Below are 14,275 nucleotides of genomic sequence, written 5' to 3'. Positions count from 1 at the left end.
GATTCCGCGGTAAATCGAAGCTCTTATGGAGCGCTTCGCTTGAACCAGATCGTTTTCCCGACCGCGTTCGATGGCGCGTTGCGGCATCCGGCGTCGTTCTTCGGCGCGGAACGGAGCGAGCGGATCGAGGCAACGGCGATCGACGTTGCGCTGCTGCACAGTTGGCAGGCGCTCGATGGCCGGTCGGGCGAAGCCAATATCTTCGACGAGAGCCGCGTGCTCCCGGCCGCGCTGGCACATTGCGATCCGCGGGGCATGGCCGAATTGTTCCTGCTTTGGGAGGGCGCGCCGCGCGCGAGCCAGCTGATCGGGCTGATGCCGCTTTCGCTGGAACGGCGCTACGGCGCGCGGCCGCTGCCTCATTGGCAGAACTGGCTGCATCCCAACGCCTTTCTCGGCAACCCCCTCATTGCGCCAGGCCGTGAGCGGGTCTTCTGGCAGGCGTTGCTCGCCGAACTCGACATCGCGCCGGGGGCGGGGCTTTTCTTCCATCTTAACGGGGTTGCTCTCGGCGGACCGGTCGCCGAGGCGCTGCTCTCCGTTTGCGCCGATGAGCGCCGCCGCTGCGATGTGGTGTGCCGCCATCAGCGCGCGTTTCTGCGCTCCGACCTCACCGCGAAGGCCTATTATGAGCAGGCGGTCCGCCCAAAAAAGCGCAAGGAACTGCGCCGCCAGAAACGACGGCTCGAGGAGTTGGGGCGGCTCGACTTCGAACGCTCCGACGGAAGCCAGGGGCTGGAAGAGTGGATCGACGCTTTCCTCGCGCTGGAAGCGGCGGGCTGGAAGGGGCAAGGACAAAGCGCGCTCGGCAGCCAAGACAGCACGCGCGCGTTGTTTCACGATATGCTCGGCGCGATGGCGCGAGATGGACGGCTGGAGTTGCTGTCGTTCAGCTTCGAGAGCGCGCCGATCGCCATGCTGGTGAACCTGCGTTCGGGCGACGGCGTGTTCTCGTTCAAAACCGCGTTCGACGAAAGTTTCGCACGCTTCTCGCCCGGGGTGCTGCTGCAGATCGAAAATTATGCGCTGCTCGACCGGCCGGGTTTCGGCTGGGCGGACAGCTGCGCTGCGCCCGATCATCCGATGATCGACAGCCTGTGGACCGAACGCCGCGCGATCGGCCGGGTGTCGGTGGCGATCGGCGGCGCCGCGCGGAGGCTGGCGTTTGCCGGGCTGCGCAAGGCGGAGGACTGGATGGCCGCCCGCGGCGGAGACCGGGCATGAGCCAGGTTTTTGGCGGCGAAGCGGTCGCCCTGTTCGCGCAAAACTATCCCGAGGCGCCGCACCGGCTGACGCATCATCTGCGCGCGCACGAGCTGCTGACGCTGGAAGCGATCGCCGAGCTCGGCGAGGCGCTGCCGCCCAAGAGCGTGGAGTATAATCCGGGCGACCTGCCGGTGGGTATCGATGCCGCCGCAGTGCCCGGCAACGGCCTCTCGATCGGCGAGACGATCCGCACCATCGACGTCTGCCAAAGCTGGGCGGTGCTGAAAAATATCGAGCAGATGGCGGATTACGAAACGATGCTGCTGGAGCTGCTCGGCGAGCTGAAACCCACGATCGAGACCAAGACCGGGCGGATGCTGCGGCCGCAGGGGTTCATCTTCGTGTCCTCGCCAGGCTCCATGACGCCCTATCATTTCGATCCCGAGCACAACATCCTGCTGCAATTGCGCGGGACCAAGACCATGACGCAGTTCCCGGCCGGCGACGCGCGCTTCGCCCCGCCCTCATCGCACGAGGCCTATCATTCGGGGCATCAGCGCAACCTGGCATGGCGCGACGAGTTTCTGGGCTCCGGCCTGTCGACTGACCTTGCGCCCGGCCAAGCGGTGTTCGTGCCGGTGATGGCGCCGCATTTCGTGCGCAACGGTCCGGAGCCGTCGATCTCGCTGTCGATCACATGGCGCAGCGACTGGAGCTTTGCCGAGGCCGACGCCCACGGCTTCAACCGCCTCTTGCGCCGCGCTGGGCTCAACCCCAGCGCCCCGGGCCGCTTCCCGGCGAGCAACAAGGGCAAGGCCTACGCCTATCGCGCGCTCCGCAAGCTGGGGCTGGCGGGGTAGGGGTAGCGCGCACGATCTGCGCAAGAAAGCTGTGCAAAGGAAACCAAGTAAACGGACATGCATTGCAAATTGGCGATCGGATATTTCCTACAGGAGTTTTGTGGGACGGCGGGCAATCCGATGGGCGCAGAAAAATCCCAACATTGTAAGCGTCGTTCTAGCTGAGATGTCCGAAAACGACCTATGGACGGTCGTTCGACGCGGAGGGGCTACTCGCCAATTGCTGACGTTTGGAATGCTGTCTACGGGCAGGCTACCAGATGCCCCGCACGCAGCGACGAGGAAGTGAAGATGAAAGGCCATATTCGTAAGCAACTCCTAGCCGAGTTCATTCGGCGAGTTTGGGATGATGGATACACGGATGCGGCGGACGAGTTCATTGCTGAGACCTACACGATTCATCACGATCCCGGCGATCCCTGGGATGGCATGGCGCTCAACCTTACGGGCTTTCAAGATCGGGTAGCAAAGTCGCGAGCCGCCTTCCCCGATCAGCGCTTCCATACGCAAGGCCTGTTCGAAGATGGGGACTGTGTCGTCATGACTTGGCAGTGGAGTGCGACGCACCTCGGCGATCTGCCCGGATTCCCAGCATCACGGCAGACGATCCATATGTCGGGGGCGACCGTCTATATGTTCAACGACGATGATCGGATTACGGGCCATTGGCAAATCACAGACCGCCTTGGTGTCTATCAACAGCTCCAACGAAACTCTGCGGGCGGGAAGTAAGGCTCTCATTCACAGGCAGCATTTCATGTGTCACCGACGAAAGCGGCCTGTCCCCTATCCACCCGAATGCAGCCATCACAGGATCGCCGTACTTACTCGAACGTCAAGCTCGCCAGTACCGCATCGAAGTCCTTCTCAACCTCCGCACTCGTGCGATCGGGCCGGGCGTCGCCATCGGCTACGGCGGGGACCGAGCTGCTTAGCCGGTCGATCGCGATGCAGCGGCCCTTATGCACCGCGCGCAGGTCGGTGCTCGACAGCTGGTGGCTCATGCCGGCATCGCCGTTGCGGTAGACGGTGAAGCGTACACCGCCGATCGTGCGATCCGGCTGCTTCGAGCCGTTGCCGCCCTCCAGCCCGCGTGTGAGGCAGTCGGCGATGACATCGGCATCGTCGCTGCGGCCGATCTGCAGGATCTCGGTGGCGACGCGCGGTACGCTTCCGGCGATGCGGGTGTCCTCGCTGAAGCGGACCAGGCCTTCGCCGGGACCGACGGGCGCGGCGTCGGACATCGCGCGCCAGCCTTCGGGCGTGAAATAGGTTGCCGGAAAAGGCCCGGACGTGCTGGTGGATGCCGATGGGGCCAGCGCGGAGGGGTAGGTGAGGGCGATGGTGCCGTCCTCGCTCCGCCAGTCGCGCGTGGCGGGCTCCGGGGTCGCGGACGGCGCCGGGGCGGGCGGCGCGGCCATGCTCGTTTCGGGCGCGCCAGTAGGGGCGGGGGCGGGGGTTTCGCCCCGGTCGCATCCCGACAGGAGCGTCAGGCCGGTGATGAGCAGCGCAATGGTTTTCATGCAAGGCCCAACCCGCCGGCCGGGAGCAGGTTCCTGCCGCCGCGCCGCTGCTCGCCCCGTATCCCGCCGCGCCGCCGAACGCGTTAGAACCGCTTGCGGAAATCCACCTCGACATAGCGGCCGACCGGATCGACGAAGCCTGGCTGGTAGCGCAGCGGCGTATTGCCGTCCTCGCCCCGCACGTTCTGGATTGCGCCGAACAGATTGTCGACGCGCAAGGATACGCGTGTGCCTTTCCAGAAACCTTCGTCCGCGATCACCTGTTCCAGATTGGCGAACAGCCGCAGATCGAAGGTGGCGAGGTCGCCGAAGAACAGGTCGCTCGATCCGGTCAACGCGTCGCCGTTGACGCGGGTGGCCGAGGCATAGTTGCCGGACAGGCGCAGGCCGATGCCCTTGTAGAAGACACCGCCCTCCAGCTCGATCTGGTGGCGCGGGCTGCCGCCGGACGCGCCGATGGCATCGCCGTCGAGCAGGTCCAGCGTGCCCAGTTCGGGACGGATCACCACCTCGTCCTGCAACGTGTAGGTATGATAGAGCGAGACGTTCCAGCGGCCCTTGCCGTCCTCGCCCCGGCCGAATCCAGGCACGCCGCCGCCGCCGCGCCGTCCGCCGCCACCGCGTGCGCGCGGCGTTTCCACCTGCTGCTGATCGCCGCCTTGCGTTTGCGCGGCGGCCGCTGGCGGGGTTTGTCCTTCGGCGGGTGCGCCGTCCTGCGGCGGAGCCGGTGCAGCATCGGTCTGCGGCGGTGCTTCGTCCGATGCCGCCGCGTCGCTGCGCCGTCCGCGACCGCCGCGCGCACCATCACCGCCGGCACCCGCTCCGCTGCCGCGCCCATAGCGCCCGCCGCCGCCGCCGCTGCCTTCTGCTTCGTCGCTGCCGCCGAATTCGCCGCGATAATTGATGCCCCAGCGGATGCGCTCGCTGTTCACTTCGCTGAACGTCACCGGCCGCGCGTCGAGCGCGAGCAGCGTGCCGTTCGCGCCGCGCGTCACCCGGTCCGGAAACGCCGCCTCGATCGAGGGGGTGAGCAGCGGGAAGGCGTTGGTCACGTCGCTCGAGCGGTTGCGGTCATATTCCGCCTCGATCCGGAAATCCTCGAGAAAGCCCGGTTCCCAACCGATGTTGAACTTGATGTCGCCCCGGCTTTCCGCGATCAGCCCGGGGTTGCCGCCGGTGGTGCGGTCGATCAGCACCGACTGGCCGGTGGTAAAATCGAAGATCGGCACATTGGGCGTCAGGATGATCGGCGCGCCGAGGTCCGAGACCGACGGGGCCGCTTCCTCGCCGATATAGCTGAACAGGATGCGCAGGTTCTCGGTCGGCGCCCAGGTGAAGCCGCCGCCATAGCTTTTGAGATCGCCGAAATCGGTGAGATGCTTGTAGCCGGCATTGGCGTTCAGCGTGAGATCGCCGATCGCATCGAGCACGCCCTCGCGGCGGCTGGATACGGGCAGCGAAATATTGCCGCCGACGCTGGCGGCGCCGCGGCCGAGATCGGTAGGAAACAGATCGCCCGAGCGGGTGGCGACGCCGCTGATATCCTGCCGGTTGTAACCGCCGTTCAGGCTGAGGCGCACCTCGCCCGCGGGCAGATCGAGGAGCGCTCCCGATGCCTCGCCGGTGACGTCCGCCGTGCTGTTGAGGCTGTCGCTGAGATCGGGCTGGACGAAGCGCAGGTCTCGGCCGGTGGCGGGATCGAACGGGTCGACCAGCCCCGCCGTCACCATCGCCTCCAGAACCGCGCTGTCGAGCGAGCGATCGGTTAGCGTATGGCTTTCGACCTCGGAATAATTGCCGTTCAGCGACCAGCGCCAGCCGCTGGTATCGCCGCTCAGCCCGGCGCTGGCCGATCGCGTTTCGGTCGTGGCGTTGCGCGCGAGCGGCTGCGGCGTGGTATAGAGCCGCGTCACCGTTGTGTCGGTTTCCGTGGCCGAGAACGGGCTGGTGCCGGGCACGAAAAAATCGATACCCGGCAGGCCGTTGAGCGAGAAGCTGTCCTGCAGCTCATAGGCCGCGTTGAGCGCCAGCGTGACCGTCTCGGAAAGATTGCGGCTGTAGCTGCCATTGAGCTGCCACGCATCGGTCTCGGGCAGCAGCGTGCGATATTCGCCGATGTCGCTCAGCGCGGCGGGGAGCAGCACGTCGGCGCCGGACGGAGGCTGCACGATGTCGCGCTCGGCCTCGGTCAGCGCGCTCTCATGGGTATATTCCGCGTTGAGGTTCAGCCGGAAATCGTCGCCGATGCGGGTCAGGCCGAGCTGGGTTTCCTGTTTGCTCTTGCCGCCGCCCGTCGGCTGGCCATATTCCAGTTCGCCGATCACCGAGGCGTAATTGTCCACCAGTATCAGATTGATGACGCGCTGGTCCGGGCGATAGCCATATTGCAGCGCCAACTCCTCGGGGAAAATCTGAACCCGCGCGATCGCTTCCGGAGGCAGGTCGCGCAGCTCGCGGAAGCTGGAGATACGCCGGCCGTTCAGGAGGATTACGGGCCGCCCGCCCCCGCGCCCCCGCGCCGATCCGGTTTGAGGGCCGAGCAGCTCGATCAGCTCGTCGATCGAGGATGCCCCATAGCCCGCCACGTCTTCGGCGCTCAGCTCGTCGAGCACGGGAATGTCGGTATCGACTTCGCCCTTTGGCCGGATCGCGCGAACCACGATATCGGCGTCGCTATAAGTCTCCGAATCGGCATCGGCGGGTGCGTCGTCCTTGGCATCGGTCTGGCCCGCGCCGCCCGCCTGATCGGTGGTTTGCTGATCCTGCGCCCATACCGGCCAGGCAAAAACGAGGGCGACCGGGGCGGCCGAACAGACGAGCAGGGCTTTGGCGACGGATAATTTCATGGCCGGAAAAACTCGATCTGGCGTTGGCGCAGGCTTCAAAACGCGCTGGATATGCCCCGTTGGACAGTCGCTTAACCGATGCGGGGGCCAAAATCCTCCCGAATTTCTGTAACCAATTGTCGCTGGTGGATACGGATGCCATGTTGGTCGAAGAGCGCGCCGCCTTCCCTTTTGATTATAAGGAGGCTAGGGGGCGGGCGACCCGGGCGATCCGCGCTGGTCCCGCAACGATGTTTGGACAGGAATGGCGAAAGAAGAACTTCTCGAAATGCACGGCCACGTTCGTGAGCTCCTGCCCAATGCGATGTTCCGCGTGGAGTTGGAGAACGGCCATGAAATCCTCGGCCACACCGCCGGCAAGATGCGCAAGAACCGCATCCGCGTGCTGGTCGGCGACGAGGTGCTGGTGGAACTGACCCCCTATGACCTTACCAAGGGCCGGATCACCTATCGCTTCAAATGACGCGCGGATGAGCGTTCCGCAAAGGCCGCCGCTGGTGCTGGCATCGTCCAGCCCGCGCCGGCGCGATCTGCTGGCGCGGCTGGGCGTGTTTGCGGACCGCATTGCCGTCCCCGACATCGACGAGACCCCCCGCAAAGGGGAACTGCCGCGCGATTATGCGCTGCGCCTGGCCGAGGAAAAGGCCCGCGCCGTCAAACGCGGGGAGGGCGAGATCGTGCTCGCGGGCGACACCACCGTCGCGGCCGGCCGCCGCATCCTGCAACAGGCGGCCGATGCCGACATGAACCGGCGCTTCCTGAAGCTGCTTTCGGGCCGCCGCCACCGCGTCTACAGCGCGGTCAGCGTCATCGCCGCGGACGGCACGCAGCGCAGCAAATGCGCCGAGAGCATCGTCAAGTTCAAGCCGCTGCACGACAGCGAAATCGCCGCCTATGTCCAGAGCGGCGAAGGCATCGGCAAGGCGGGCGGCTATGCCGTGCAGGGCCGGGCCGAGGCGCTGATGCTGTGGATGTCGGGCAGCCATTCCGGCGTAATCGGCTTGCCGCTCTACGAAACCCGGCTGCTTTTGAAACAGGGGGGATATCCGCTTGGCTGAGTGGTTGTACGAGAATGGTATCGGCGAGGTGCGCGCGCTGAAACTTGACGACGGGCGCCCGGTGGCAATCCGGATCGAGCGCCCGAGCGCGGCGCGCGCGGGCGCGGTGATCGAGGATGCCAGGCTGGTAAAACTGCTGGGCGGCCGCGGGCTGATCGAAACGAGCGGCGGGCTGCAAGGCCTGCTGTCCCCCATCCCCCAGGGTCTCGGCGAGGGACAGATGGTCACCGTTGAAATCACCCGCGAAGCGGGGGCGGAACGCGGTCGATTCAAGGAGCTGCTGGCCCGGCCCAGCGACAAATCGTGCGGCCAGGGTCCGACGCTGCGCGAACGGATTGCCGCCGATGGCCCCGTACGCGAACTGCGCGCGGCCGGCGCGGAGACGCTGGACGATCATGGCTGGAACGATTGGATCGAACAGGCGCGCCAGGGGCTGTGGCCGTTCGCGGGCGGCAGCTTGCGCATCGAAATCACGTCCGCGTTCGTGGCGATCGACGTCGATGGCGACCTGCCGCCGCGCGATCTCGCCTTGGCCGCCGCGCCCGAAGTGGCCCGCGCGATCGCGATGTTCGATCTGCAGGGCAATATCGCGGTCGATTGCCCGACGCTGGCGACCAAGGCCGACCGAGTGAAGCTCGCCGAGCTGTTCGACGCGGCGACGACGTTCGATTGCGAGCGGACCGCGGTCAACGGCTTCGGTCTGCTGCAGGTGATCCGCCGCCGCACCCGCGCCTCCACGCTCGAGACGCTGCAGGGCAATGCCGTCGCTTCCGCCGCGCTGGAGCTATTGCGGCGCGGCGAGCGCTCGAACGGGCGTGGGCAGCTTACCCTGCGCGCGCATCCGGCGGTCGTGAAACGGTTGGAAAAAGGGTTTGCGATGGTCGAGGAGTTGGCGGCCCGGATCGGCCGGCCGGTGGCCATGGAAAGCGATCCCTCCCGCCCGATCCGCGGGGGCGAGGCGATCAACGAGGTGGAAGCATGAGCCAGCCCAAATGTCCCGCCTGCGGCAAGCCGGCGAGCGGAAGATACGCCCCGTTCTGCAGCGCGGGATGCAAGGATCGCGACCTCCTGAAATGGCTCGGCGACGGCTATCGCATCCCCGGCCCCGCCGCCCCGCCGGAGAGCATCGGGCAGGGCGAGGACGAGCGTTAAACGGGGCTGGACAAGCCCGCTTCGGCCCGCCTATAGGCCCATTTCCCGTTTGAAGGCCGGCCATACGTCCGCCGCCCAAGCGCGATGCCCGGGTAGCTCAGTTGGTAGAGCATACGACTGAAAATCGTAGTGTCGACGGTTCGATCCCGCCCCCGGGCACCATTTCCAATTCGTGGTAACGCAGGTCCGGTTCGACCGCTCGACGGGCTGCCTCGAAGATAATCCGAATTTTGTTTTCGCGGATCATGAAACCTCAGTAGAATGCGGAGCCGCCGGGCGATTCGGCCGTGCGGCATGTGTCGGGGAGGGACGCATGGGGGCGGATCGCGCGCTGAATTTCATGAACGAGATGCTTTGGAACGGACTGCTGATCGCAGGACCGATTCTGTGCGCCACCCTGCTGGTCGGCATCCTCATCAGCATTTTCCAGGTGGCGACGCAAATCCAGGAAATCACGCTGAGTTACGTGCCGAAAATCCTCGTCTCCGGCGCGCTGCTGATCGCGCTCGGACCGTGGATGGTGTCGCGCATGACCGATTTCGCGCGCTCGCTCTACCTTACCATCCCGACGCTGGCCGGCTGATCGGGCCGGGTTCGCGCGATCATGGAAGAACTGCTCGGCCGGGTGTTGGCGATCGCGCTGCTGTCGCTGCGGATCGCACCGACGCTGGCGTTCGCGCCGCCGTTCACGCTGCTGCGAATCCCGTCGTCGGTCCGCGTCGGCTTCGGAGTGGCGCTGACCGCCGCCGTCGCCGGCGCGCAACCCGAGGCGACATGGAGCGCCGACTTTCTGGCGCGCGGCCTGCCGGCCGTCGCGGCCGGCGAGCTGTTCATGGGCGTTGGCATGGCGCTGTCGCTGCAGCTCGCTTTCGCGGCGATGCTCTGGGCGGGCCGGGCGATCGACGTTCAGGCCGGTTTCGGTCTCGCATTGCTGGTCGATCCCACCACGCGCGCGCAACTGCCATTGGTCGGCACCATCTTCGCCTATCTGGCGGGCGCCATCTTCTTCGCGCAAGGCGGCGGTCATGATCTGCTGGCGATCTGGGCGGCTTCGGTGGAGGCGGTGCCGCTCGGGCAAGCGGTCGTCGGCAGCGATCCGGGCGCCTTGGCAAGGCTGCTCGCTTATGTCGGCCAAGTGTTCGTCATCGCGCTCGGGCTGGCCGGCTTCGTCCTGCTGGTGCTGTTCCTGCTCGATCTGACCGTCGCGTTCATGTCGCGGACGTTGCCGCAGATGAACATGCTGCTGCTCGGCTTTCAGGTAAAGACGATCGCGCTGCTGATCGCGCTTCCCATCGGGCTTTCGCTGACCGGCGTCCTGTTCGTCCGCATCCTCCGGCTGGCGCTCGAAAACACCGCGTTTCTGCTTGGATAGCGGCGATGGCGGAGCAGGAACAGAACCAGTCGGAAGAGGCCACGCCGTTCAAGCTGCGCAAGGCGCGCGAGAAGGGGCAGGTCGCACGCGGCGCCGATCTCGGCTTTTTCGGGGGTATGGTGGCGCTCGGCCTGTTCACGCTGTTCGCCGGCCCGGTCATGGCGGGCAAGCTGCTCAACGTGATGCGGATTTCGCTCACCTCGGGGTTCGATCATGTGAATGAGCCGTCAAAGGTGCTCGGGGTGGCGTCCGCGGTCGCTTGGCCCGCCCTGCTGCCGCTGATCTTGCTGGGATGCACGAGCGTCACCTTTCTGGTGTTTCTCGAGCTGTTGCAGCTGCGTGGTTTCATCTTTTCCAGCCAGCCGCTCAAGCCCGACTTCAGCCGGCTCAATCCGGCCAAAGGATTGAAGCGACTGTTCTCGGTCCACATGCTGAAGGAGACCGCCAAGAACGTCGCCAAGTTCATCGTCTACGGGGTGGTGAGCTGGCTGGTCGTATCGGCCGCGGCGGAGAAATTCGCGGGCTCGTTCGACGGCGCGCAGTCGCTCGTGACCGCCATGAACGCCGCCGGCCTTCGCCTGATCTTCGCCTTCGTAGGCCTCGCCTTCATGTTCGCGCTGTTCGATCAGCTGATCGTGCGGGCGCGGTTCGCCAAGCAGATGCGCATGAGCAAGCGAGAGGTCACGCGCGAGCACAAGGACCGCGAGGGCGAACCGCGCATCAAGCAGAAGCGCAAGCAGCTCCATGCCGAATACGCCGCGCAGAACGGCTCGCTGGGCTCGCTCGCCGGCTCGGACGTCGTCATTACCAATCCCGATCATTATGCGATCGGCCTGCGTTACGACCCGCGCAGCATGGCGGCCCCGACGGTGACCGCCAGAGGACGCAACACATTCGCACTCGCGCTGAAACGCGAGGCGTTCGGGCTCGGAATACCGACGATCGAGAACCGTCCCCTGGCGCGCAAGCTGTTTCGTACCGGTGAGGTCAACCGGGAGGTGCCGTCCGGGCTCTACCGCGAGATCGCGGGCATTTACATCACCTTGCGCAGCGGGGCGGACATGGGGGAGCAAAGCAAGTGAGCAAGCTGTTCGACAAGGGGCAGGACCTGACGCTTGTGCTGGGGATGATCCTGATCCTGGTCATCCTGTTCTCGCCGATCCCGCCGGCGCTCCTCGATCTCGCGATCATCGTCAATTTCGGCTTCGGGCTGACCATCCTCCTGCTGACCTTCTATGTCGGCAAGCCGGTCGAATTCTCGACCTTTCCCTCATTGCTGTTGGTGGCGACGCTCTACCGCCTGTCGCTCAACGTCGCCGCCACCCGGCTCATCCTGACCGGCGCGGATGCCGGCGCGGTGATCGATTCGATCGGGGCCTATGCCGTGCAGGGGAACTTCGTGATCGGCATCGTCGTCTTCCTGATCCTGATCGTCGTGCAATATGTGGTGGTGACCGCCGGTGCGCAGCGCGTGTCCGAAGTGGCCGCGCGCTTCACGCTCGATTCCATGCCGGGCCAGCAGATGAGCATCGACGCCGATCTCAACATGGGGCTGATCGATCAGAAGGAAGCCGTGCGCCGCCGGGCCGAGCTGGAGAAACAGGCCGGATTCTACGGTTCGATGGACGGCGCCAGCAAGTTCGTGAAGGGCGACGCGGTCGCCGGGATCATCATCCTGCTGATCGACATCATCGCCGGGCTCGTCGTCGGCGTCATGCAGATGGGCATGAGCTGGTCCGAGGCGATGCAGCGCTTCACGTTGCTCACCATCGGCGACGGTATCGCCACGCAGCTGCCCGCGCTGATCATCTCGATCGCCACCGGGATCATCGTCACCCGCTCGTCCGCCGACCGGCAGCTCGGCGCGGAGATCTTCCGGCAGCTCGCCACCGAACCGCGCATTCCGCTGATCGTGACGATCGTCCTGACCGCGCTGTTGTTCATGCCGGGCATGCCGAAATGGCCGATCGTCCTGATCGCCGGGCTCGCCTTTTTCGCCTGGCTGCGTATCCGGGCGCGCGGCCGCCAGCTGGAACTCGAAGCGGAAACGCGCGACGATCCGGAAGCCGAGGGCGCCGGCGGCAATCTTCCGCCGACGATCGAAATCCGCCTGGGCGCGGAGCTTTCCGCTGTCTGGAAGGAGCAGAGCGCGCTGATCATGGATCGCATCGGCGCGGCGCGGCGCACGCACGAGCTGTCCTATGGCATCGGCTTTCCTGCGGTGCGGCTTGCCGACGGCGACGGCCTTGGCGGGCTCGACTATCAGATCATGCTGTTCGGCAGCGGCTATGCCTCCGGCACGCTCCACCCCGAGCGTTTGCTCGTCATATCGGGTGGCGGCAAACCTGCCGATATCGAAGGCGTGCCCGGCGCCGATCCCGCGTTCAATCTGCCCGGCGTCTGGATCGAGCCGGGCCTGTCCGAAGAGGCCCGCGCCAAAGGATATACCGTCATCGATCCGCTGACCGTGATGCTGACGCATTTCGGCGAGGTCGTGCGGACGGAAGCGGCGACGCTGCTGACGCGGGCGGCCGTGGTGAAACTGATGGAGGATGTGCGCGAACGCCAGCCGAGCGTGGTGGAGGAGCTGATCCCCAATTGCCTCACCATGTCGGACGTCCAGCGGGTACTGCAGAACCTGTTGGCCGAGGGCGTATCGATCGCCAATATCGATCTCATCGTCGAACATCTCGCCGATCTCGCGCGAAGCCAGAAGGACCCGGTCGAACTGACCGAGCAAGTGCGTCAGCGGATGAGCTTCGCCATCTGTCACCAACTGCGCGGACGCCATCCCGATCTGGCGGTGCTGAGCCTCGATCCGCGCATCGAGAACCAGATATTGGGCAACGTAAAGGACGCGGCGGGCACTCCCGGCATGGCGCTCGAACCGTCGGTTGCCGAAAAGCTGCTGCGCTCGCTGGCGCCGCTCGCGGACAAGATGATGGGGCAGGGCAGGACGCCGGTGCTGCTCTGCAGCGGTGAAATCCGGCGTTATCTGCACGGCCTGACCAGGCGCGCCTTGCCGCGCCTCGCCATATTGTCGGTCAACGAGATACCGGTCAAGATCGACCTCAGCTCGTTCGATATCGTACGGATCGAAGCGTGAATCCTGTAGAAGAGGGGATGTGTTCCATGGAAGACACCGCAATGCCCGAAACCGGCCGCACGGACCGGCTGGCCGGTTATCTCGAGCAGGACCCCGGCAACATCGCGCTGATGACCGACCTGATCGAGGCTGCGCTGAACGAAGACCGGGCGGAGGTCGCACGCAAAACCCTTGCCAGGCTCGAGGCGGCAGGCGGCGGCCTCGACAGGCGCGCGCGCCATCTCGCCGGGCTGGAGGCCATGCAGCGGCGCGACTTTTCGGCCGCAGAGGAGCATTTTCGCATCCTGCGCGACGCGGGCGTCGACGAGCCGGCGGTGCGCTTCAATCACGGCTGGTCGCTGGCGATGGAAGGAGACCATGAGGCCGCGCTGGAAGCGGTGGACGCCGCGTCGGCCCAGTCGCTTGCATCGGCCGCGATGCTGCGCGTGCAAGTGCTGCATCAACTCGGCCGTTGGGACGATGCGATCGCGGAAGGGCGGCGTTATGCCGCGCTGTATCCGGACGATCCCGGTCTCATGGCCGCCCTGTCCGTGCTCGCCATCGATACCGAGGACGAGGAGTTCGCGGCCGCCTGCGCCGCCAAGGCCGGCGATCATCCCGATGCGCTCGCGGCGCGGGGCACCCTGGCCCTTGCCGAACGGGACAATGCCGGAGCGACAGCGTTGTTCGAAAGGGCGCTCGAACGCAACCCGCACAATCCGCGTGGCTGGATCGGCCTCGGGCTCGCCAAGCTGAACGATGGCGAAGCCAAGGCCGCCGCGCGGGATCTGGACCGCGGCGCGGACATGTTCGGAACGCATCTCGGCTCATGGGTCGCGGCGGGATGGGCGCATTATGTCGGCGGCGATGCGGACGCCGCGCGCGAACGGTTCGAGCGCGCCTGCGAGATCGACCCGACCTTTGCCGAGCCGCACGGGGCCCTGGCGGTGCTCGACATCGTTGCGGGCGACCTGGACCGCGGCCGCGAACGGGCGGAAGTCGCGCGGCGACTGGACCGCGAGAGCTTCGGGGCGGCGCTGGCCGCGATGCTGCTCAAGGCCGGCGAGGGAGATGAGGCTCAGGCGAAACGGATTTTCGACCTGGCCATCAGCCGTCCGATCGATGAGAAGGGCCGCACCTTGGCGCAATTTCTGGCGACTATCAGACCTTGAA

14 protein-coding genes and 1 tRNA gene are annotated in these 14,275 nt (G+C 65.9%); 13 read left to right on the top strand and 2 right to left on the bottom strand.

Going from position 1 to position 14,275, the window contains the following annotated elements:
* The first annotated feature begins 39 nt into the window (after positions 1-39).
* From ACOQPC_RS12615 to ACOQPC_RS12605, 3 genes are all read left to right on the top strand, one after another.
* Positions 40-1,224: a GNAT family N-acetyltransferase gene (locus tag ACOQPC_RS12615; protein ID WP_420606074.1), complete on the top strand. Its 1,185-nt coding sequence runs from the start codon at positions 40-42 to the stop codon at positions 1,222-1,224.
* Positions 1,221-2,066 (top strand): transcriptional regulator, encoded by an 846-nt coding sequence (locus ACOQPC_RS12610; RefSeq protein ID WP_420606073.1) that lies wholly within the window; start codon positions 1,221-1,223, stop codon positions 2,064-2,066. The genes ACOQPC_RS12615 and ACOQPC_RS12610 overlap by 4 nt, the downstream gene beginning before the upstream one ends.
* A gap of 291 nt (positions 2,067-2,357) precedes the next feature.
* A complete protein-coding gene (locus ACOQPC_RS12605; protein ID WP_420606072.1) occupies positions 2,358-2,798 on the top strand; it encodes an ester cyclase in 441 nt (146 codons plus the stop codon).
* A 92-nt stretch (positions 2,799-2,890) separates the two neighbouring features.
* Here ACOQPC_RS12605 and ACOQPC_RS12600 read toward each other — a convergent pair whose 3' ends face one another.
* Together ACOQPC_RS12600 and ACOQPC_RS12595 are read right to left on the bottom strand one after the other, a co-directional pair.
* A complete protein-coding gene (locus ACOQPC_RS12600; protein ID WP_420606071.1) occupies positions 2,891-3,589 on the bottom strand; it encodes a hypothetical protein in 699 nt (232 codons plus the stop codon).
* Between the two features lie 83 nt (positions 3,590-3,672).
* Positions 3,673-6,435: a hypothetical protein gene (locus tag ACOQPC_RS12595; RefSeq protein WP_420606070.1), complete on the bottom strand. Its 2,763-nt coding sequence runs from the start codon at positions 6,433-6,435 to the stop codon at positions 3,673-3,675.
* A gap of 244 nt (positions 6,436-6,679) precedes the next feature.
* On the opposite strand from ACOQPC_RS12595, the gene infA reads away from it, so the two are divergent.
* The 10 genes from infA to ACOQPC_RS12545 all read left to right on the top strand — a co-directional run bounded on the left by infA (position 6,680) and on the right by ACOQPC_RS12545 (position 14,274).
* A complete protein-coding gene (gene infA / locus ACOQPC_RS12590) occupies positions 6,680-6,898 on the top strand; it encodes a translation initiation factor IF-1 (RefSeq protein WP_420606069.1) in 219 nt (72 codons plus the stop codon).
* 7 nt (positions 6,899-6,905) lie between these two features.
* Positions 6,906-7,493, top strand: coding sequence for a Maf family protein (locus ACOQPC_RS12585; RefSeq protein WP_420606068.1), 588 nt, complete (start codon positions 6,906-6,908; stop codon positions 7,491-7,493).
* Positions 7,486-8,475: a ribonuclease E/G gene (locus tag ACOQPC_RS12580; protein ID WP_420606067.1), complete on the top strand. Its 990-nt coding sequence runs from the start codon at positions 7,486-7,488 to the stop codon at positions 8,473-8,475. Before ACOQPC_RS12585 ends, ACOQPC_RS12580 begins: the two co-directional genes overlap by 8 nt.
* A complete protein-coding gene (locus tag ACOQPC_RS12575) occupies positions 8,472-8,645 on the top strand; it encodes a DNA gyrase inhibitor YacG (protein WP_420606066.1) in 174 nt (57 codons plus the stop codon). The genes ACOQPC_RS12580 and ACOQPC_RS12575 overlap by 4 nt, the downstream gene beginning before the upstream one ends.
* 86 nt (positions 8,646-8,731) lie before the next feature.
* Positions 8,732-8,807, top strand: a tRNA-Phe gene (locus ACOQPC_RS12570).
* A gap of 151 nt (positions 8,808-8,958) precedes the next feature.
* On the top strand, positions 8,959-9,228 hold the full coding sequence (fliQ, locus tag ACOQPC_RS12565) for a flagellar biosynthesis protein FliQ (protein WP_420606065.1): 270 nt from the start codon (positions 8,959-8,961) through the stop codon (positions 9,226-9,228).
* 21 nt (positions 9,229-9,249) lie between these two features.
* The gene (locus ACOQPC_RS12560) at positions 9,250-10,017 is read left to right on the top strand and encodes a flagellar biosynthetic protein FliR (RefSeq protein WP_420606064.1); all 768 of its coding nucleotides are present in this window, start codon (positions 9,250-9,252) and stop codon (positions 10,015-10,017) included.
* Between the two features lie 5 nt (positions 10,018-10,022).
* A complete protein-coding gene (locus tag ACOQPC_RS12555) occupies positions 10,023-11,099 on the top strand; it encodes an EscU/YscU/HrcU family type III secretion system export apparatus switch protein (protein WP_420606063.1) in 1,077 nt (358 codons plus the stop codon).
* Positions 11,096-13,123 (top strand): flagellar biosynthesis protein FlhA, encoded by a 2,028-nt coding sequence (locus ACOQPC_RS12550; protein ID WP_420606062.1) that lies wholly within the window; start codon positions 11,096-11,098, stop codon positions 13,121-13,123. Before ACOQPC_RS12555 ends, ACOQPC_RS12550 begins: the two co-directional genes overlap by 4 nt.
* Before the next feature lie 26 nt (positions 13,124-13,149).
* Entirely contained in the window at positions 13,150-14,274 is a 1,125-nt protein-coding gene (locus ACOQPC_RS12545) for a tetratricopeptide repeat protein (protein ID WP_420606061.1), read from the top strand.
* Position 14,275 lies beyond the last annotated feature (1 nt).

It is taken from the genome of Novosphingopyxis sp. (genome assembly GCF_965218915.1).
In the GTDB taxonomy this organism is placed as follows: Bacteria; Pseudomonadota; Alphaproteobacteria; order Sphingomonadales; family Sphingomonadaceae; genus Novosphingopyxis.
Note: the sequence above shows the minus strand (reverse complement) of the source record. Positions and strands in the feature narration are given on the sequence as shown.

Bases quoted from the DNA above. Each gene is read 5' to 3' on its own strand.
- ACOQPC_RS12575 (WP_420606066.1), top strand. From the start codon at position 8,472: ATGAGCCAGCCCAAATGTCCCGCCTGCGGCAAGCCGGCGAGCGGAAGA.
- ACOQPC_RS12560 (WP_420606064.1), top strand. From the start codon at position 9,250: ATGGAAGAACTGCTCGGCCGGGTGTTGGCGATCGCGCTGCTGTCGCTG.
- ACOQPC_RS12605 (WP_420606072.1), top strand. From the start codon at position 2,358: ATGAAAGGCCATATTCGTAAGCAACTCCTAGCCGAGTTCATTCGGCGA.
- ACOQPC_RS12545 (WP_420606061.1), top strand. From the start codon at position 13,150: ATGGAAGACACCGCAATGCCCGAAACCGGCCGCACGGACCGGCTGGCC.
- ACOQPC_RS12555 (WP_420606063.1), top strand. From the start codon at position 10,023: ATGGCGGAGCAGGAACAGAACCAGTCGGAAGAGGCCACGCCGTTCAAG.
- fliQ (WP_420606065.1), top strand. From the start codon at position 8,959: ATGGGGGCGGATCGCGCGCTGAATTTCATGAACGAGATGCTTTGGAAC.
- ACOQPC_RS12600 (WP_420606071.1), bottom strand. From the start codon at position 3,589: ATGAAAACCATTGCGCTGCTCATCACCGGCCTGACGCTCCTGTCGGGA.
- ACOQPC_RS12595 (WP_420606070.1), bottom strand. From the start codon at position 6,435: ATGAAATTATCCGTCGCCAAAGCCCTGCTCGTCTGTTCGGCCGCCCCG.
- ACOQPC_RS12610 (WP_420606073.1), top strand. From the start codon at position 1,221: ATGAGCCAGGTTTTTGGCGGCGAAGCGGTCGCCCTGTTCGCGCAAAAC.
- infA (WP_420606069.1), top strand. From the start codon at position 6,680: ATGGCGAAAGAAGAACTTCTCGAAATGCACGGCCACGTTCGTGAGCTC.
- ACOQPC_RS12585 (WP_420606068.1), top strand. From the start codon at position 6,906: ATGAGCGTTCCGCAAAGGCCGCCGCTGGTGCTGGCATCGTCCAGCCCG.